This window comes from Mesorhizobium sp. Cs1299R1N1 (assembly GCF_037179655.1).
Classification (GTDB): Bacteria; Pseudomonadota; Alphaproteobacteria; order Rhizobiales; family Rhizobiaceae; genus Mesorhizobium; species Mesorhizobium salmacidum.
The window spans coordinates 136,004-154,168 of sequence record NZ_JAPYKR010000012.1; the positions used below are offsets into that span (position 1 = coordinate 136,004).

The window sequence follows — 18,165 nt, forward strand, 5'->3', positions numbered from 1 at the left end:
GACATCCATGAATTGGAGATTGGCGTCATGAAGCTGGGTGAGGGCGTTGAAGCGGCCATCCACTGCGCGGCCACGCTGGCCAGCGTCGAGGGCAACAGCACGATGCCGGGCGCGGCACTGGCGGAGGCCTTTGGTCTTTCGTCGAGCTATCTGCTGAAGCATCTCAACATGTTGAGCGCGGCGCGGATCCTGGAATCGGTGCCGGGTCCGGCCGGCGGCTACCGGCTGGCGCGGGCTGCCGAGCGCATCACGCTGCTCGACATCGTGCTGGCCGTCGAAGGGCGCGAGCCGGCGTTTCGCTGCGGCGAGATCCGCCGCAACGGTCCGGTCAAGATCGACGCCTCGGCCTATGTCAAACCCTGCGGCATCAATGCCGCGATGCTGAAGGCCGAGCGCGCCTACCGGGCAGCGCTCGCAGAGGTGAAGCTGTCCGACATCGTGGCGGATTACGCGGCGGAAGGCGACCCCAGATCGTTTGCCGCGAGCTGCGCCTTTGTCGAGCGTCATCAGCGGCCGCAGAAATCCCGTTCAACCAACCAAGCCTAACCTCCCCAAAGATGCGAAAGGAAAGACGATGAAACAGAGACTGCAGTTTTTCGCCAAGGCGCCGGAAATCATGAAGACTGTGTCGGCGCTCAACAAGGCGGTCGACGAATGCGGGCTGGAGGTGAGCTTGCTGCACCTGATCAAGCTCAGGGCCTCGCAGATCAACGGCTGTTCCTTCTGCGTCGAGATGCACAGCCGCGAAGCCAGGCGCGACGGTGAGACCGAACAGCGGCTCTATCTGGTCGCTGCCTGGAAGGAATCGCCGCTCTTCTCCGAGCGCGAACGCGCCGCCTTCGCCTGGACCGAGGCGGTGACGCTGATCGCCAAAAATGGTGTGCCGGACGAACTTTATATCAGCACGCTCGAGCATTTTTCGGAAGAGGAACTGGTCAAGCTGTCCGTGGCGGTCGGCATGATCAACACCTGGAACCGGCTCTGCATCCCGTTCCATGCCATCCATCCGATGCCGGCCGCCAAGGCGGCCTGACAGTCCTGGTGTCTATTGGAGCGCCGCCGAGGAAGGCGGCGCTCCTACTGTTTTCAAAGGGAGAGTTTAATGCCCGTCGATTTGCCTTCGACCTTGCTGTTTCTCGGCCGCCTGCTGCTCGGCGGCGCCTTTGTCTTCGCCGGCCTGCGCAACATCCAGAACGCGGCATTGCTGACCGGTTTGATGGCCGCGCGTGGCGTGCCACAGGCCCGGCTGGCGCTGTGGGCCGGCATTGTCCTGCAGATCATCGCCGGGGTGCTGGTGATGGCCGGCCTCTGCACCGCGATTGCCTGCGCGGTGCTGGTGATGTTCCTGGTCGTGGCGACGCCAATGTTCCACAATTTCTGGGATCATCAGGGTCCAGACCGGGCAGCGCGCATCAACGGTTTCGTGGGCAATGTCGCGCTGAGCGGAGGGTTTTTGACGCTGATTGCGCAGTCGCTTTAATTTGTTCATGGAACAGTGGTCGCCTGGCGACCACCGCCAAACGCTCAGGCCGCGAACCGCAGGCCGCCATCGCAGGTCAGCACCTGGCCGGTCATGAAGCTGTTGGAGACGAGGAAGGCTATCGCCGAGGCGACGTCCTCGGCACGGCCGATGCGGCCGACCGGCGTTTTCCCCGCATATTCGGCGAAGACCGCCTGCCGCTGCTCAACCGGTAGAAAATCCCACCACGGCGTGTCGATGACGCCGGGCGCAACGACGTTGACGCGCAACGGCTTCAGTTCCATCGCCAGGATCGGCGCGACGGTCAGCAGCATGCCGTTGATGGCGCCGATGCCGGCGACGCCTGGCATCGCGACCTGGGCCGACACCGCCGAAATGAATGTGACCGATCCGCTCTTGCTTAGCGTCGGCAAGGCGGCCTGAAGGCAGGAGAGTTGCGGCCGCACTTTTTCGTCGACGCCCCCGGCGATGTCTGCAAGGTCGAGGGTTTCGAATGGACCGAGGCCCTTGCCGCCGCTGGCTGCCAGAACGAGATGGTCGAACGGGCCGAGGCGCTCGAAAAACTGGCGTACGTCATCCGGCTTCGAAGCGTCGAAGGCGGCCTTGTCGGCAGCGCCGCCAAGGCTCTTCCAGGCGCTGACGAGCTTGTCCTGGTTGCGCCCGGTGATGGTCACCTTCATGCCCGGGCCGAGCAGTTTGCGCGCTGTCGCCAGGCCGATGCCGGACGAGCCGCCGATGATGACTGTGTGTTCGGTTCTGTCGGTCATGACTGTTCTTTCTTCGATGGGGAAGCGACGCCGACAAGGTCGAGGCTCATGCTGCGCAATTGCTGTCTTGCCCTGGCGTCGTAGGCCTGGGCGTCGGCGCGGGATTCGCGCAGTCCGTCGAAGCGGGATTCGCGCAGTCCGTCGAAATAGAGGCCGCTGCGGCCTTCGAGCGCGGATGAGGTGGCGAGGTTCAAGATAGCTTCGGCGCCGGTTTCGACGGAGCTCCACGGCGTCACGCCCGCCTGTCGGACCATGGTGGTGTTCATGTAGCTCGCCGGATGCAGCGCGTTGACGGTGACGCCGCTGCCTTCCAACTGCTCGGCCAGATCGACAGTGAACAGGATCTGCGCCAGCTTGCTCTGGCAGTAGGCGCGCACGCCGCTATAGCCGTGGGTCAGCATGACATCGTCGAAATCGATCGCCTGCTGGCCGGCGGACGCGACATTGACGATCCGCGCCGGGGCGCTCGCCTTCAGCAGCGGCAGAAGCTCCGAGGTCAGCAGGAAGCCGGCGAGATAGTTGACGGCAAAGCGCAGTTCGTGGCCATCGGCGCTTGTCTGTCGCTTGTCGCCGGCGGTGCCGACGCCGGCATTGTTGATGAGGATGTCGAGGCGGGTTGTGCTGCCGCGCACAGCCTCGGCGAGGCGTCTTACTTCCGCCAGCGAAGCGAGATCGGCAGCGAGAAACTCGGCCTTGCCGCCAGCGGCTTCGATCTCGGCGATAACGGCCTTGCCACGGGTTGCATCGCGGCCATGCACCAGCACCCGTGCGCCGGCGGCACCCAGCCTTTGCACCACGACCCGGCCGACGCCGTCGGTCGAGCCGGTGATGAGGATGGTCTTGCCTTTCAATTCCATGTTCAGAGCCTCCTGTTGTTGCCCTGAACGCAAGATGGGGCGCTTCGCCCATGTCAAACAGTTCAAACTTTATCCTGGTATCGATACTGCTATAATAGCCGGCATGAACGCTCCCGCTGCCTCCACCCGATCTGCCGACGAGAGCCGCCGGCGTGAACTCGGCGCCTTCCTGCGTTCGCGCCGGGAAAGGCTGGCGCCGTCGGCCACCGGCATCGCGACAGGTCCGCGACGGCGCACGCCGGGTCTGCGGCGCGAGGAAGTGGCGATGATCGCCGGTGTCGGCACCACCTGGTACACCTGGCTCGAACAGGGCAGGGATGTGCGGCCCTCGGTGGAAGTGCTGGCGGCGCTCTGCGAGGCTTTGCGCCTCGACGCCGTCGAGAAGCGGCATCTGTTCATCCTGGCCGGCCGCCAGCAGCCGGAGCGGCGTGTGGCGGCGCCGGAAAAGGTCGACGCCACGCTGTTGCATATGCTGCAAAGCCTGGTGCTGCAGCCCGCCTATGTCGTCGGCCGGCGCTGGGACGTTCTTGCCTGGAACGAAGCGGCCGTGGCGGTGTTCGGCGACTATGGCCTGCTGGAGGGCGACAGCAGAAATATCGTCCACATGGTGTTCACCAACCCGCACCACCGCCGCCTGCTGGTCGACTGGGAAGAACTCGCCCGCGTGGTGCTCGCCTCGTTTCGTGCCGAAAGCGCCAAATATGTAGGCGATCCAGATTTCGAACGGCTGATCGCGCTGATGATGAACTCAAGTCCCGAGTTCCGCGACTGGTGGCCCCGGCGCGACGTGGCGCGAAAACTGACCGGCGTGAAGCACGTCCGGCATCCCAAGGCTGGCTTGATGGCTTTCGAGCATATGAGCCTGTCGATCGACGACGGCTCGGACATGCGGCTGATCGTCTATACGCCGCTCGCCGAGCAGAACTCGATCGCCAAGCTGCAGCAATTGCTCGATGGGATGCCGGCCGAACGGCGCAGCGCGTGAGACCCCTCAGCTTCGTCATCCTCGGGTCTGCGCTGCGTCGCTACGCTCCTTGCTCCGCCCGTGGATGACGAAATGATGAGCGCCTCCGCTAACCGCCACGGTCAGCAAGAACCAAGCAACCGGTGGGTCGGCCGCTAGCCGCTTGGCTTCAGCCCATCGAGGAACAATTGCTCCAGGAAGCGGGCAGCGTCCTCGAAGCGGCCGTCGCCGCCGCGGTTCGGCCCCAGAACGGCGCGGACCTGGACGTCGAAATCGGCATAGTGCTGCGTCGTTGCCCAGATCGCGAAGATCAGGTGCCAGGGATCGGTCCGGGCGATCTTGCCGGCGCGCATCCAGCCCTTGATGACGGCGGCCTTCTCGTCGACCAACGTCTTCAACTCGCCCGCCAACAGCGGCATGATGCGCGGCGCTCCCTGCAGGATCTCGTTGGCGAACAGCCGGCTCTCGCGCGGAAAGTCGCGGGCCATTTCCAGCTTGCGCCTGATGTAGCTCCTGAGTTCGGTCATCGGATCGCCGATGTCGTCGAGTTCCCTGAGCGGCGCCAGCCAGGTTTCGAGCAGCCGCTCCATCAATGTCTCGTGAATGTCCTCCTTGCGGCGGAAATAGTAGAGCAGGTTCGGCTTCGACATGCCGGCGGCTTCGGCGATCTGGTCGATGGTCGAACCGCGGAAGCCATTGGTGGAAAACACTTCGAGCGCGGCCTCCAGGATCAGTTCGCGCTTTTCCTGCTGGATGCGGGTGCGGCGAGGGGCTTGCGTGCTCGTGGTCACCGTTGCGGACCCTCGCATCGACGGTCATCTGGACCAATTCTCTGGACCAGTTTTTCTCCAGCCTGTGGAACGCACTTCAGGAGCCGCATTTCCGCTAGTAATCCATTGACCGCCGGCATGGCGGTGCTAACGTTTGTCCAATCGGTCAAAATTTGCGTAGCATGAAAGCGCGGCAAAGACCAAGCGTTGGGCGCAGCGAAACAGGTTACAAGGGGAAGTCTTGGTCATGTCCAACCGGCTGAAAGTCACGCCGAACGATCTCAGCGCATTCTGGATGCCGTTCACGGCAAACCGGCAGTTCAAGCAGGCGCCGCGCATGTTCGTGTCCGCAAAGGACATGCATTACACGACCAGCGACGGCCGCAAGGTGCTGGACGGCACCGCCGGCCTGTGGTGCGTCAACGCCGGCCATTGCCGCCCGAAGATCACCGAGGCGATCCAGCACCAGGCCGCCGAACTCGACTACGCCCCGGCTTTCCAGATGGGCCACCCCATCGTGTTCGAGCTGGCCAACCGCCTGGTCGACCTAGCGCCCAAGGGAATGGACCATGTGTTCTTCACCAATTCCGGTTCGGAATCGGTCGAGACGGCGTTGAAAATGGCGATCGCCTATCACCGCGTGAAGGGAGAAGGCTCGCGCACCCGGCTCATCGGCCGCGAGCGCGGCTATCACGGCGTCAATTTCGGCGGCATCTCGGTCGGCGGCATCGTCACCAACCGCAAGATGTTCGGCACGCTGCTGGGCGGCGTCGACCACATGCCGCACACGCATCTGCCGGAGAAGAACGCTTTTTCGAAAGGCGTGCCGGAGTATGGAGCGGAGCTCGCCAACGAGCTGGAGCGTATCGTCGCCCTGCATGACGCCTCGACCATCGCGGCCGTCATCGTCGAGCCGGTCGCCGGCTCCACGGGCGTTATCCTGCCGCCGAAGGGCTATCTCGAGAAGTTGCGCGAAATCTGCACCAAGTACGGCATCCTGCTGATCTTCGACGAGGTCATCACCGGTTTCGGCCGCCTCGGCGCGCCGTTCGCCGCCGACTATTTTGGCGTCACGCCCGACATCATGACCACTGCCAAGGGCGTCTCCAACGGCGTCATCCCGATGGGCGCCGTGTTCGTGAAGAAGGAAATCCACGACGCCTTCATGACCGGCCCCGAGCACATGATCGAGTTCTTCCACGGCTACACCTATTCGGGCAATCCGATCGCTTGTGCGGCCGCACTAGGCACGCTCGATACCTACAAGGAAGAGGGCTTGCTGACGCGTGGCGAGGAACTGGCACCCTATTGGGAAGACGCGCTGCATTCGCTGAGGGGCGAGCCGCATGTCATCGACATCAGGAACATTGGCCTGATCGGCGCGATCGAACTGGCGCCGATCGCCGGCAGCCCGACCAAGCGCGCGTTCTCGGCCTTCGTCAAGGCGTTCGAGCGCGGCGCGCTGATCCGCACCACCGGCGACATTATCGCACTGTCGCCGCCGCTGATCATCACCAAGGGCCAGATCAACGAATTGATCGACCATGTGCGGGAAGTGCTGCGGTCGATCGATTGAAGGGCTGGATGCAGCTTTCCCTCCCCTCGAGGGGGAGGGGGACGCCGCGCAATAGGAGAGGACTTTGAATGGCCGCACCCGGCGAGAATCTGCGAATCAATTCAGACCGCTTGTGGGATTCCATCATGGAGATGGCGAAGATCGGCCCCGGCATTGCCGGCGGTAACAATCGCCAGACCGTGACCGACGAGGACGGCGAGGGCCGGCACCTGTTCAAGCGCTGGTGTGATGCGGCCGGGCTCGAAATGGGCGTCGACGAGATGGGCACCATGTTTGCCCGCCGCGAGGGCACCGATCCCAGCCTGCCGCCGGTCTATGTCGGCAGCCATCTCGATACGCAGCCGACCGGCGGCAAGTATGACGGCGTTCTCGGCGTGCTCGGTGGCCTGGAGATCGTGCGCTCGCTCAACGATCTCGACATCAAGACCAAACACCCGATCGTCGTCACCAACTGGACCAACGAGGAAGGCGCGCGCTTCGCCCCGGCGATGATGGCCTCCGGCGTGTTCGCGGGCGTGCTCGACCAGGCGGACGTCTATCAGCATACCGACAAGCAGGGCAAAACGTTCGGCGAGGAACTGGAGCGCATCGGCTGGAAGGGCACCGAGAAGGTCGGCGACCGCAAGATTCACGCCTTCTTCGAACTGCATATCGAGCAGGGCCCGATTCTTGAGGACGAAGATATCGACATCGGCGTCGTCACCCACGGCCAGGGCCTGAAATGGCTGCAGGTGACGCTGACCGGCAAGGAGGCGCATACCGGCTCGACGCCGATGCCGAAGCGCCGCAATGCCGGGCTCGGCATGGCCAGGGTGATCGAACTGGTGCACGAGATCGCCATGGACTACCAGCCCGACGCCGTCGGCGCGGTCGGCCACATGGAAGTCTATCCCAATTCGCGCAACATCATCGCCGGACGCACCGTCTTCACCATAGACATCCGCTCGCCGGAGAAGGAAGTGCTCGATGCCATGGATGGCCGCATCCGCGAAGGCATCGACACGATCTGCGATGCGCTCGACATCCGATACGAGATCGAGCAGGTCGGTCATTTCGATCCGGTCACCTTCGACAAGGGCTGCGTCAAGGCGATCCGCGACGCCGCAGAGCGGCTTGGCTACACGCATCGCAATATCGTCTCCGGCGCAGGCCACGACGCCTGCTGGATCAACCGCGTCGCGCCGACCGCGATGGTGATGTGCCCATGCGTGGATGGGTTAAGCCACAACGAGGCGGAAGAGATCACCAAGGAATGGGCCGCGGCCGGCGCCGACGTTCTGTTCCACGCGGTGGTGGAGACGGCCGTCATCGTGGAGTGAATTTAGAGATTTACCTTCAACGCCGCTCACCAAGAAGCGCGAAGAGAAGAACAAGGGAACAGCAAAATGACCAAAGTTATCAAGAACGGCACTGTCGTCACCGCCGACCGCACCTGGAAGGCCGACGTGCTGATGCAGAACGGCAAGATCGTTGCCATCGGCTCGGACCTGCATGGCGACCATGAGTACGACGCCACCGGTTGCTATGTCATGCCGGGCGGCATCGATCCGCATACCCATCTCGAAATGCCGTTCATGGGCACTTATTCCGCCGACGATTTCGAATCCGGCACGAGGGCTGCCCTGGCAGGCGGCACGACGATGGTGGTGGATTTCTGCCTCCCGTCCCCGCAGCAGTCGCTGCTCGAAGCCTTGCAGATGTGGGACAACAAGACCTCGAAGGCAGCCTGCGACTATTCCTTCCACATGGCGATCACCTGGTGGGGCAAGCAGGTGTTCGACGAGATGGCCACCGTCGTCGACAAGGGCATCACCTCGTTCAAGCACTTCATGGCCTACAAGGGCGCGCTGATGGTGGACGACGACGAGATGTATGCGTCGTTCCAGCGCTGCGCCGATCTCGGTGCACTGCCGCTGGTGCACGCCGAGAATGGCGACGTGGTCGCCGCCCTGTCGCAGAAGCTGCTCGCCGCCGGCAACAATGGCCCCGAAGGGCATGCCTATTCGCGTCCACCGGAAGTGGAAGGCGAGGCGACCAACCGCGCCATCATGATCGCCGATATGGCCGGCGTGCCGCTCTATGTCGTGCACGTCTCCTGCGAGCAGAGCCACGAGGCGATCCGCCGGGCGCGCCAGAAAGGCATGCGGGTGTTCGGCGAGCCGCTGATCCAGCACCTGACGTTGGACGAGAGCGAGTATTTCGACAAGGACTGGGACCATGCGGCGCGTCGCGTGATGAGCCCACCCTTCCGCAACAAGCTGCACCAGGATTCGCTATGGGCGGGCCTGCAGGCCGGATCGCTGCAGGTGGTGGCGACCGATCATTGCGCCTTCACCACCGAGCAGAAGCGTTTCGGCGTCGGCAATTTCACCAAGATCCCGAACGGCACGGGGGGCCTCGAGGACCGGCTGCCGGTGCTGTGGACCAAGGGCGTCAACACCGGGCGGCTGACGATGAACGAGTTCGTCGCGGTGACATCGACCAACATCGCCAAGATCCTCAACATGTATCCAAAAAAGGGCGCTATCGTCGAAGGTGCCGATGCCGACATCATCGTCTGGGATCCTAGCGCCAAGAAAACGATTTCTTCGAAGAAGCAGCAGTCTGTCATCGACTACAACGTGTTCGAAGGCGTCGAGGTAACGGGCTTGCCGCGCTTCGTCTTCTCGCGCGGCGAGTTGTCGATCGAGGAAGCGGAGGTGAAGGCAAAGCCCGGCCATGGCCAGTTCGTCGGCCGCGAGCCGAACGCCGCGGTCAACCGGGCGCTGTCGACCTGGAAAGAGATCACCGCGCCGCGCAAGGTCGAGCGGACCGGCATTCCGGCGACCGGGGTTTGACGGTGAGGCGCGCGGGGTTCTATCTCACCGCCGTTCTTGTTCTGGCTGCCGGCTCCGCCTCGGCGGCCGGCATCGACCTGTCCAAGCCCTATGGCAACAAGACCGGCTGCATCAACAAGAATGGTCAGAAGGTCTACGCCGAGGACATGCTGCTGCTGACCGACACCGACTTCATCACCATCGCCAGCGCCTGTACCTTCACTGAAAAGCAGGTACAGGCCGACGGTTCGCTGGTGGCGAAGGCGCAATGCCAGGCGGAAGGCGAGGAAGGCCAGTCGCCAATCCAGTTCACCATCAAGCGCAGCGCCAAGAACGCCAAGAAGCTGGTGATTGCCGACGAGGACGGTACCGTCTACGGGGAAGTGTCACGGTGCCGATGACGGCCAGCGTCCCTCGTTCGAGGATATCAAGCGACCAGTGCATCCAGTTCCGGCAACAGGACGACGCTTTCCTGTTCGTTGGGGTCGGTGCGGGCGATGACGGCCGACGAGGGGGCGTTGCTCAGATTGGCCGGCAAATGCGGCACGCCGGCCGGAATGTAGAAGAGGTCACCGGCCTTGACGACGATGTGATGCTCCAGCCGGTCGCCATACCAGGTATGGACCTCGCCGGAGAGCACGTAGATCGCCGTTTCATGGTTCTCATGCAGATGCGCCTTGGCGCGGGCGCCGGGCGGCATGGTCAGCACATGCATGCAGATGCCGGAAGAGCCGACCGACTCGGTGGCGATGCCTGCGAAATAGGTTAGACCCTGCTTGCCTTCATAAGTGCTTTCAGGGCGGATAAGATGACAAGTGGGTTTAGGCGACATCGGGGAAACTCCGGGCGTCGATTGAGTGGGACAAGCTCAGCAGGGCTGGGGCCAATGGGATGGGTCGAATGGAAAACAACATCGCGATAAAAGCAATCGGAATCGGGACGGCGCCACGGGAACAGGCAGGCCGCAACCGATGACGGGAATTTCGCCAGCCGTCGTTTCGGCAAGCAAACTGGGCCTCACCTTCCAGACCAATGACGGGCCGGTGCAGGCGCTGTCCAATGTCGACCTGACCATCGGCAAGGGGGAGTTCGTCTCCTTCATCGGGCCATCGGGCTGCGGCAAGACCACTTTGCTGCGCGTCATCGCCGATCTGGAGAAGCCGACCTCGGGGGCGATTTCGATCAACGGCATGACAGCTGAACAGGCGCGCGAGAAACGCGCCTACGGCTATGTCTTCCAGGCCGCCGCCCTGTTTCCCTGGCGCACCATCGAGCGCAATGTCGCGCTGCCGCTGGAGATCATGGGCCTGTCCAGGGCCGAGCAGGCGGAGCGCATCAAGCGCACGCTCGACCTCGTCAATCTCAGCGGCTTCGAGAAGAAATATCCCTGGCAGCTTTCCGGGGGCATGCAGCAGCGCGCCTCGATCGCTCGTGCGCTCGCCTTCGACGCCGACCTCCTGTTGATGGACGAGCCGTTCGGCGCGCTGGACGAGATTGTGCGCGACCACCTCAACGAACAATTGCTGGAATTGTGGGGACGGACGAACAAGACCATTTGCTTCGTCACCCATTCCATCCCGGAGGCGGTCTATCTGTCGACACGCATCGTCGTCATGTCGCCACGTCCGGGCCGGGTCAGCGACGTCATTGAATCGACGCTGCCGAAAGAGCGGCCGCTCGGCATCCGCGAGACGCCGGAGTTCCTGGCGATCGCCGCGCGGGTGCGGGACGGGTTGAGGGCAGGGCATAGCTATGATGATTGAGTGGGGGCAGGATGAGTTTCCTCCTCTCCCCCACGGGGAGAGGGTGGCCGGAGCGAAGCGGAGGTCGGGTGAGGGGGCGGCGCCGACAGATCCGACCAAGAGGAAGATCGGGGCAACCGAACGCGCCCGAAGGCTGCGGGTTGAAGAGACCGAGGCTGAATACAGACTTTGGGGCGAACTGAGAGGCCGTCATCTCAACGGTTACAAATTTGTGAGGCAAGTGCCTCTCGGACCTTTCATCGCCGATTTCGTTTGCCGCGAGAACGGCCTGATTGTCGAACTTGACGGCAGCCAGCACGCGGATTCTCCAGCCGATGCCGTGAGAACCGCTTGGCTGAACGGCCAAGGGTATTCCGTTCTGAGATTCTGGAACCACGAAGTGTTGGCCGAGCGCCGAGCGGTCCTTGATACGATCTTGGCTTGCCTTGACGGAAAGATTTCTACCCCCTCACCCGACCTCCGCTTCGCTCCGGCCACCCTCTCCCCGTTGGGGAGAGGAGGGCGCCAGCCCGGCGAGGATCGCTAGATGGACACCTTCCGCGACAAGCTTATCCCGGTCACCTCGATCCTCGTTGGTGTCGTCGTGCTCTGGTACGTTTTCGCCGTCATCCTCAACGCGCCCTTCCAGCGCGATCTCGACCGGCGGGCCAACGAAACCTCGACGTTCAGCGAACTCATCGGCAAGACGTTGTCGCAGCCGAAGCCGACGCTGCCGGCGCCGCATCAGGTGGCGGTGAATTTCTTCGAGAACACGTTTCTGCGGCCCATCACCTCGAACCGCAGTCTTGTCTACAACGCCTGGGTGACGCTGTCCTCGACGCTGCTCGGCTTTGCCTTCGGCACCGCGCTCGGCATCGTCATCGCGGTGGGCATCGTCCATGTGGCGACGCTCGATCGCAGCCTGATGCCGTGGATCATCGCCTCGCAGACCATTCCGATCCTGGCCGTGGCGCCGATGATCATCGTCGTGCTGGCGGCGGTCGGCATCACCGGCCTGGTCCCGAAGGCGATGATCTCGACCTACCTGTCGTTCTTCCCGGTAACGGTCGGCATGGTGAAGGGGCTGCGCTCGCCCGAACTCATGCATCTCGACCTGATGCACACCTACAATGCCAGCCAGGCCCAGACCTTCTGGAAGCTGCGCGTGCCGGCCTCGGTGCCGTTCCTGTTCACCTCGATGAAGGTTGCGGTGGCGGCAAGCCTGGTCGGCGCCATCGTCGGCGAACTGCCGACGGGTGCTGTCGCCGGCATCGGCGCCAAGCTTCTGGCCGGCGCCTATTACAGCCAGTCCATCGACATCTGGTCGGCGCTGGTCGCCGGCTCGATCGTGGCGGCGCTGCTTGTGATGGTGGTTGGCATCGCCGGCCGCCTCGTCGACCGCGCCATGGGCGGGAGGCCGGCATGAACCGGCTGAAACCTTCCTGGCAAGCGGCGTTGGCGATCCTGGCGTGCCTGATCGCCGTTGCGCTCGGAGCGATCGCAGCGCCAAAAGTGGAACCGCTGGCGCAGCCTGCGGGGACGTTGATCTATCCCTATGCCGCGACGAGCTGGCTGATCTTCGGCGCGCTGCTTCTCGCCGCTTTGATCCCGATGGCCAAAGTACCGCCCGTGGTCGAAGCTGTCGTGCTTTTCATCGGTGCGCATCTGGCGGCCTGGCTGCTCATCGGGGGCATTGCCGGCTTCGAAGGTCTGGCGCGGGCGCCATATTTCCTGCTGCTCGCGGCCGCCTGGCTGCTTGGCTGGCGTTGTGTCGCGGTCTTGTCTGGACTGCGCCCGACGGACGGCTCGACGCGGACCGCTTTGCGCCTGATCATTCCGGCCATCTTCGGTGCCTGGATCCTGATCATCTGGGAGGCGGTAACGCGTGGCGCCGGCATTCCTTTCATCCTCCTGCCACCGCCGAGCGCCATCGGCGCGCGCATCGCCGGTTCGCTGCCGATCCTCGGCGCCGATGTCCGGCAGACCATCTTCAAGGCGGTGCTCTTCGGCTATGTCGTGGGCAGCGGTGCGGGCTTCGTCACCGCTGTTCTCGCCGACCGCGTGGCGTTCCTGCGGCGCGGGCTCTTGCCGATCGGCAACATGGTCTCGGCGCTGCCGATCATCGGCGTGGCGCCGATCATGGTCATGTGGTTCGGCTTCGACTGGCAGTCCAAGGCGGCTGTCGTCATCATCATGACCTTCTTCCCGATGCTGGTGAACACGGTCGCCGGGCTCGCCGCGTCCGGCCATATGGAGCGCGACCTGATGCGCACCTATGCGTCTGGCTATTGGCCGACGCTCATCAAGCTGCGGCTGCCGGCGGCAGCGCCTTTCATCTTCAACGCGCTGAAGATCAACTCGACGCTGGCGCTGATCGGCGCGATCGTCGCCGAGTTCTTCGGCACGCCGGTCGTCGGTATGGGCTTCCGCATTTCGACCGAGGTCGGGCGGATGAACATCGACATGGTCTGGGCCGAAATCGCAGTTGCAGCACTTGCGGGTTCGGTCTTTTATGGCGTGGTCGCCCTTGTCGAAAGGGCCGTCACGTTTTGGCATCCCTCTGTCCGTGGTGGATAGGGGCGGTGGGTTTAGGGCACTAACTTCAGAGGGTAACAAAATGAAAAAACTTATTATTCCAGTTCTGGCCGGCGCGATGTCGCTGGCCGCGTTCCAGGCGATGGCCGCCGACAAGGTGACCTTGCAGCTGAAATGGGTCACGCAGGCGCAGTTTGCCGGCTACTATGTCGCCAAGGCGAAGGGTTTCTATGACGCCGAAGGGCTCGACGTCGACATCAAGCCGGGCGGTCCCGACATCGCCCCGGAGCAGGTGATCGCCGGCGGCGGTGCCGATGTCATCGTCGACTGGATGGGCGGCGCGCTCGCCGCGCGCGAAAAGGGCGTGCCGCTGGTCAACATCGCCCAGCCGTTCAAGAAGGCCGGCATGGAGCTGGTCTGCCCGAAGGACGGCCCGATCAAGAGCGAAGCCGATTTCAAGGGTCATACGCTGGGCGTCTGGTTCTTCGGCAATGAATATCCGTTCTACGCCTGGATGAACAAGCTTGGCCTCAAGACCGATGGCGGCCCTGATGGTGTCACTGTTCTCAAGCAGAGTTTCGATGTGCAGCCGCTGATCCAGAAGCAGGCGGACTGCATCTCGGTCATGACCTACAATGAGTACTGGCAGCTGATCGACGCCGGCTACAAGCCCGAACAACTCACCGTCTTCAACTACTCGGCGATGGGCAACGACCTGCTCGAGGACGGCCTCTATGCGTCGGAAGACAAGCTCAAGGATCCGGCCTTCGAGGACAAGATGGTGCGTTTCGTGCGCGCTTCGATGAAGGGCTGGAAATACGCCATTGACAACAATGACGAGGCGGCAGGCATCGTCATGGATGGCGGCGGCCAGGACGAAAACCACCAGAAGCGGATGATGAGCGAAGTCGCCAAGCTGATCGACAACGCCGACGGCAAGCTCGACCCTGCGACCTACGAGCGCACTGCCAAGGCGCTGCTCGACCAGAAGATCATCACCAAGGAGCCGAAAGGCGCCTACACCACCGCCATCACGGACAAGGCGGTCAAATAAGCCTGGCAGGCGCAATCAACGGCGCCTGCGACCGGTTTGACGGCTGACACCAAAGGGGCGGGCGACCGCCCCTTTTCCATTCGCTCCGATCACAAAACCGTGTGCGGGGATACATTGTGCCAACCAGCCGTTGCATTGAAGCATGCGCGCGGCGGGGAGCCGTGACGCATAGCTTCAATCGGAGGTTCTTCATGCGCGCACACCCCTTCCTGCCGGCGCTATCGGCGCTTGCCATTTCCACCGCTTTCCTGTTCGCATCACCGGCCATGGCCGAGATGGTAAAATACAAGGCGACCCTGGATGGCGGCCAGCAGAGCCCAGCCGTCACAACCAAGGGCAAGGGGACGGCCACCCTCACCTTCGACACCACGAAGAAGAAGCTCAGCTGGAACGTGAAGTATTCCGGCCTCAGCGGCCCGGCGTCGGCCGCGCATATCCACGGCCCGGCGGCAATGGGTGAAAACGCGGATCCCGTGATCCCGTTCAAAGGCAAGCTCAAGAGCCCGATCAAAGGGTCGGCCACGTTGACCGATGCGCAGGCCGCTGACCTGGAGGCAGGCAAATATTACGTCAACGTGCACACGGCGGCCCACAAGGACGGCGAGATCCGCGGTCAGGTCGAAAAGGCGATGTAGCGGCCGAGGGCCGGCGGGACAGGGGGCGCCAGGAAACTCGGCCTGGCTACCCTTAAGCCTTGTCGCGTATCTGCGTCATCGTCCGGGTCGGCGTTATCGCTTCGGGATCGAGCCTGATCTCGACGATCGCCGGCTTGCCGCTTGTTCGCGCGCGCTCGAAGGCAGGCGCGAAATCAGCAGTTTTCTCCACCGTCTCGCCATGGCCGCCATAGGCGCGGGCAAGTGCTGCAAAATCGGGGTTCTTCAGATCGGTGCCGACGACACGACCGGGATATTCGCGCTCCTGATGCATGCGGATGGTGCCGTAAATGCCGTTGTTGACGACGATCACCACGATCGGCAGATCGTACTGCACGGAAGTGGCGAATTCCTGCCCGTTCATCAGGAAGCAGCCGTCGCCGGCAAAGGCGACCACGGTGCGCTCCGGATAAAGCGCCTTGGCCGCGACCGCCGCCGGCGTGCCGTAACCCATCGAACCCGACGTCGGCGCGGCTTGCGTGCCGAAGCGGCGGGAGCGGTGGAAGCGATGAACCCAGGTCGCATAATTGCCGGCGCCATTGGTCAGGATGGCATCGTCGGGCAACACTTTCTCCAGATAGTCCATGATCGGACCCATCTGGACCGCGCCGGGGCCGGTCTGTGGTGGCGTCGACCATTCGAGATAGGCCGCGTGGTGCCTGGGCGTCTCGGCCGCCCATGATGGCGTTCCGGCGGGCTTGCGCTTGGCGAAAGCCTCGACGAAAGCCGCTGGCGAGGCGTTGATCGCCAGCGTCGGGCGGTAGACCCGGCCGAGTTCGCCGGCATCGGCATGGACATGCACCAGTGCCTGGTCGGGATAGGGGCTCTTCAGCAACGTGTAATCCGAAGACGGCATCTCGCCCATGCGGCCGCCGATCAAGAGAACGACGTCGGCCTGTTTGATCGCCGCCGCCAGCTTCGGATTGATGCCGATGCCGACATCGCCGGCATAGTTTGGATGAAGATGGTCGAACAGCATCTGGCGGCGGAAGGAACAGCCGACAGGAAGCGACCAGACCTCGGCGATCTCATGCATCCGCGCCACGGCATCCGCGTTCCAGCGCGTGCCGCCAAGGATGACGAAGGGACGCTTCGCGCCGGCAAGCAGCATTTCCAGTGCGTCGAGTTCGGCCTTGCCGGGATAGGTCTCGACCGGCGTGTGCGGAAGTGCTTCCGGCGCTTCGACCATGCTGGTCAGCATATCCTCCGGCAGCGAGATGACGACCGGGCCGGGACGGCCCGACGTCGCCACGGCGAAAGCGCGGGTGACGAATTCAGGGATGCGCGATGCGTCGTCGATCTCAACCACCCATTTGGCGATGTCGCCGAAGAACCTGACGTAATCAACCTCCTGAAAAGCCTCGCGCTCCTTGGCGTGGCTGGCGACCTGGCCGATGAACAGGATGAGGGGAACCGAATCCTGCATGGCGATGTGGATGCCGGCCGAAGCGTTGGTGGCGCCGGGGCCGCGGGTGACGAAGCAGATTCCGGGCTTGCCGGTCAGCCGGCCCTGACAATCGGCCATCATGGCAGCACCGCCTTCCTGGCGGCAGACGATGGTGCGGATCGAGGAATCATGCAGCGCGTCAAGCACCGCAAGGTAGGATTCGCCCGGCACGCAGAAGATACGGTCGGTGCCGTTGGCTTCGAGGGCGTCGACGATCAGTTGTCCACCGGTCTTCATTTCCCAGACTTCTCCAGTTCGGCAAGGATTTCGTCAGTGTGCTCGCCAAGGCGCGGCGAGGGGCGCTCATAGGTGAGCGGTGTGCCCGACATCACCATCGGCGCGCGCACCGACGGCAGGCGGTTGCCATGGCCGTCGTCGAGGTCGAGCCGCATGCCGCGGGCAATGGTCTGCGGATCGGCGAACATCTGGCCGATCGTGTTGATCGGACTTGCCGGCACGCTGGCGGCTTCGAGCTTCGCCAGCAGCGGATCGCGATCAAAAATCTTCAGCGCCTCGATGATGCGTGCGCGAAGGTCTACGCGGTTGGCGACGCGGGCCGGATTGGTGGTGAAATCGGGATTGGCCGGCAAATCGTCCAGCCCGACCGCGGCGCAGAATTTAGCGAACTGGCCGTCATTGCCGACAGCCAGGATGATGTGGCCGTCCCTGACCGGAAGCACTTCGTACGGGGCAATGTTCATATGCGCATTGCCCATCTGCACCGGCGACTTGCCGGAAACGAGATAGTTGAGGTTCTGGTTGCCCAGCGCCGAGATCTGAGTGTCGAACAGCGCCATGTCGATGTGCTGGCCTTCGCCGGTCTGTTCGGCATGACGAAGCGCGGCCTGGATGGCGATGACCGAATAGAGGCCGGTGAAGATATCCGAGATGGCGACGCCGGCCTTCTGCGGCTCGCGGCCGGCTTCGCCGGTAATCGACATCATGCCGGCCATGGCCTGAATGATGAAGTCATAACCGGCGCGGGGCGCATAAGGCCCATCCTGACCAAAGCCGGTGATGGAGCAGTAGACCAGGCGAGGGTTGATCTTCTTCAGGCTGTCATGGTCGAGCCCGTATTTCTTCAGGCCGCCGAGTTTGAAGTTCTCGATCAGCACATCCGCCGTCGCGACCAGCCGGCGCACCGTCTCGGCGCCTTCCGGCGTTGAGAAGTCGATGGCGATGGAGCGCTTGCCGCGATTGCAGGAATGGTAATAAGCGGCCGACAGGTTCTCGCCGTCATGGCCCATGACGAAGGGCGGACCCCATTTGCGGGTGTCGTCGCCGCCATCGGGACTCTCGACCTTGATGACGTCGGCGCCGAGATCGGCAAGCAACTGCCCGGCCCAGGGCCCGGCAAGAATGCGGGCGAGTTCGACGACGCGGACGCCTTTCAGCGGGGGTTCGGCCATAAATCACCGTGTTTGCCGCAATCATCCTGATTGCCGCGAAAGCAGAGCCTCTATCAAGCCCGGCAGCGGCTGTCACGGTCCTTGCAATGGGCCAA

20 protein-coding genes are annotated in these 18,165 nt (G+C 63.3%); 14 read left to right on the forward strand and 6 right to left on the reverse strand.

Features of this window, described 5'->3' with window-relative positions; translation table 11 throughout:
* The first annotated feature begins 27 nt into the window (after positions 1 to 27).
* The 3 genes from O7A70_RS24905 (at position 28) to O7A70_RS24915 (ending at position 1,480) form a co-directional block, all read left to right on the forward strand.
* Positions 28 to 546 carry an RrF2 family transcriptional regulator gene (locus O7A70_RS24905; RefSeq protein WP_337142761.1) on the forward strand — a complete coding sequence of 173 codons (519 nt, stop codon included), beginning with the start codon at positions 28 to 30 and terminating at the stop codon, positions 544 to 546.
* Between the two features lie 28 nt (positions 547 to 574).
* Positions 575 to 1,033, forward strand: a complete 459-nt coding sequence (locus O7A70_RS24910) for a carboxymuconolactone decarboxylase family protein (RefSeq protein ID WP_337142762.1) — start codon at positions 575 to 577, stop codon at positions 1,031 to 1,033.
* A gap of 69 nt (positions 1,034 to 1,102) precedes the next feature.
* Positions 1,103 to 1,480 carry a DoxX family protein gene (locus O7A70_RS24915; RefSeq protein WP_337142763.1) on the forward strand — a complete coding sequence of 126 codons (378 nt, stop codon included), beginning with the start codon at positions 1,103 to 1,105 and terminating at the stop codon, positions 1,478 to 1,480.
* A 44-nt stretch (positions 1,481 to 1,524) separates the two neighbouring features.
* Here O7A70_RS24915 and O7A70_RS24920 read toward each other — a convergent pair whose 3' ends face one another.
* Both O7A70_RS24920 and O7A70_RS24925 read right to left on the reverse strand, forming a co-directional pair.
* The gene (locus O7A70_RS24920; protein ID WP_337142764.1) at positions 1,525 to 2,247 is read right to left on the reverse strand and encodes an SDR family oxidoreductase; all 723 of its coding nucleotides are present in this window, start codon (positions 2,245 to 2,247) and stop codon (positions 1,525 to 1,527) included.
* Entirely contained in the window at positions 2,244 to 3,104 is an 861-nt protein-coding gene (locus O7A70_RS24925) for an SDR family NAD(P)-dependent oxidoreductase (RefSeq protein ID WP_337142765.1), read from the reverse strand. The genes O7A70_RS24920 and O7A70_RS24925 overlap by 4 nt, the downstream gene beginning before the upstream one ends.
* Before the next feature lie 103 nt (positions 3,105 to 3,207).
* On the opposite strand from O7A70_RS24925, the gene O7A70_RS24930 reads away from it, so the two are divergent.
* Positions 3,208 to 4,089: a helix-turn-helix transcriptional regulator gene (locus O7A70_RS24930; RefSeq protein ID WP_337142766.1), complete on the forward strand. Its 882-nt coding sequence runs from the start codon at positions 3,208 to 3,210 to the stop codon at positions 4,087 to 4,089.
* Positions 4,090 to 4,223: 134 nt separating this feature from the next.
* Here the strand turns inward: O7A70_RS24930 and O7A70_RS24935 are convergent, their stop codons facing one another.
* Complete coding sequence (locus tag O7A70_RS24935) at positions 4,224 to 4,859, reverse strand: TetR family transcriptional regulator C-terminal domain-containing protein (RefSeq protein WP_337142767.1); 636 nt, start codon at positions 4,857 to 4,859, stop codon at positions 4,224 to 4,226.
* A 226-nt stretch (positions 4,860 to 5,085) separates the two neighbouring features.
* Between O7A70_RS24935 and O7A70_RS24940 the strand changes: the two genes are divergently transcribed.
* The 4 genes from O7A70_RS24940 (at position 5,086) to O7A70_RS24955 (ending at position 9,631) form a co-directional block, all read left to right on the forward strand.
* Positions 5,086 to 6,414: an aspartate aminotransferase family protein gene (locus O7A70_RS24940; protein ID WP_337142768.1), complete on the forward strand. Its 1,329-nt coding sequence runs from the start codon at positions 5,086 to 5,088 to the stop codon at positions 6,412 to 6,414.
* Positions 6,415 to 6,482: 68 nt separating this feature from the next.
* Complete coding sequence (locus O7A70_RS24945) at positions 6,483 to 7,733, forward strand: Zn-dependent hydrolase (protein ID WP_337142769.1); 1,251 nt, start codon at positions 6,483 to 6,485, stop codon at positions 7,731 to 7,733.
* Between the two features lie 66 nt (positions 7,734 to 7,799).
* A complete protein-coding gene (hydA, locus tag O7A70_RS24950; RefSeq protein ID WP_337142770.1) occupies positions 7,800 to 9,251 on the forward strand; it encodes a dihydropyrimidinase in 1,452 nt (483 codons plus the stop codon).
* A 2-nt stretch (positions 9,252 to 9,253) separates the two neighbouring features.
* Positions 9,254 to 9,631: a hypothetical protein gene (locus tag O7A70_RS24955; RefSeq protein WP_337142846.1), complete on the forward strand. Its 378-nt coding sequence runs from the start codon at positions 9,254 to 9,256 to the stop codon at positions 9,629 to 9,631.
* A gap of 26 nt (positions 9,632 to 9,657) precedes the next feature.
* Here the strand turns inward: O7A70_RS24955 and O7A70_RS24960 are convergent, their stop codons facing one another.
* The gene (locus O7A70_RS24960; protein WP_015317160.1) at positions 9,658 to 10,062 is read right to left on the reverse strand and encodes a cupin domain-containing protein; all 405 of its coding nucleotides are present in this window, start codon (positions 10,060 to 10,062) and stop codon (positions 9,658 to 9,660) included.
* Between the two features lie 139 nt (positions 10,063 to 10,201).
* Here O7A70_RS24960 and O7A70_RS24965 point away from each other — a divergent pair, with 139 nt between their 5' ends.
* From O7A70_RS24965 to O7A70_RS24990, 6 genes are all read left to right on the forward strand, one after another.
* Positions 10,202 to 10,993 carry an ABC transporter ATP-binding protein gene (locus O7A70_RS24965; protein WP_027141599.1) on the forward strand — a complete coding sequence of 264 codons (792 nt, stop codon included), beginning with the start codon at positions 10,202 to 10,204 and terminating at the stop codon, positions 10,991 to 10,993.
* Positions 10,986 to 11,519, forward strand: coding sequence for an endonuclease domain-containing protein (locus tag O7A70_RS24970; protein WP_442920960.1), 534 nt, complete (start codon positions 10,986 to 10,988; stop codon positions 11,517 to 11,519). Before O7A70_RS24965 ends, O7A70_RS24970 begins: the two co-directional genes overlap by 8 nt.
* Entirely contained in the window at positions 11,520 to 12,398 is an 879-nt protein-coding gene (locus O7A70_RS24975; protein WP_337142771.1) for an ABC transporter permease, read from the forward strand.
* Complete coding sequence (locus O7A70_RS24980; RefSeq protein WP_337142772.1) at positions 12,395 to 13,549, forward strand: ABC transporter permease; 1,155 nt, start codon at positions 12,395 to 12,397, stop codon at positions 13,547 to 13,549. The genes O7A70_RS24975 and O7A70_RS24980 overlap by 4 nt, the downstream gene beginning before the upstream one ends.
* 40 nt (positions 13,550 to 13,589) lie before the next feature.
* Positions 13,590 to 14,561: an ABC transporter substrate-binding protein gene (locus O7A70_RS24985; protein ID WP_337142773.1), complete on the forward strand. Its 972-nt coding sequence runs from the start codon at positions 13,590 to 13,592 to the stop codon at positions 14,559 to 14,561.
* 191 nt (positions 14,562 to 14,752) lie between these two features.
* Positions 14,753 to 15,196: a CHRD domain-containing protein gene (locus tag O7A70_RS24990; RefSeq protein ID WP_337142774.1), complete on the forward strand. Its 444-nt coding sequence runs from the start codon at positions 14,753 to 14,755 to the stop codon at positions 15,194 to 15,196.
* Between the two features lie 52 nt (positions 15,197 to 15,248).
* On the opposite strand, the gene O7A70_RS24995 is transcribed toward O7A70_RS24990, so the two are convergent.
* Together O7A70_RS24995 and O7A70_RS25000 are read right to left on the reverse strand one after the other, a co-directional pair.
* The gene (locus tag O7A70_RS24995) at positions 15,249 to 16,898 is read right to left on the reverse strand and encodes a thiamine pyrophosphate-binding protein (protein ID WP_337142776.1); all 1,650 of its coding nucleotides are present in this window, start codon (positions 16,896 to 16,898) and stop codon (positions 15,249 to 15,251) included.
* On the reverse strand, positions 16,895 to 18,070 hold the full coding sequence (locus O7A70_RS25000; RefSeq protein ID WP_337142777.1) for a CaiB/BaiF CoA transferase family protein: 1,176 nt from the start codon (positions 18,068 to 18,070) through the stop codon (positions 16,895 to 16,897). The genes O7A70_RS24995 and O7A70_RS25000 overlap by 4 nt, the downstream gene beginning before the upstream one ends.
* Positions 18,071 to 18,165: the final 95 nt, after the last annotated feature.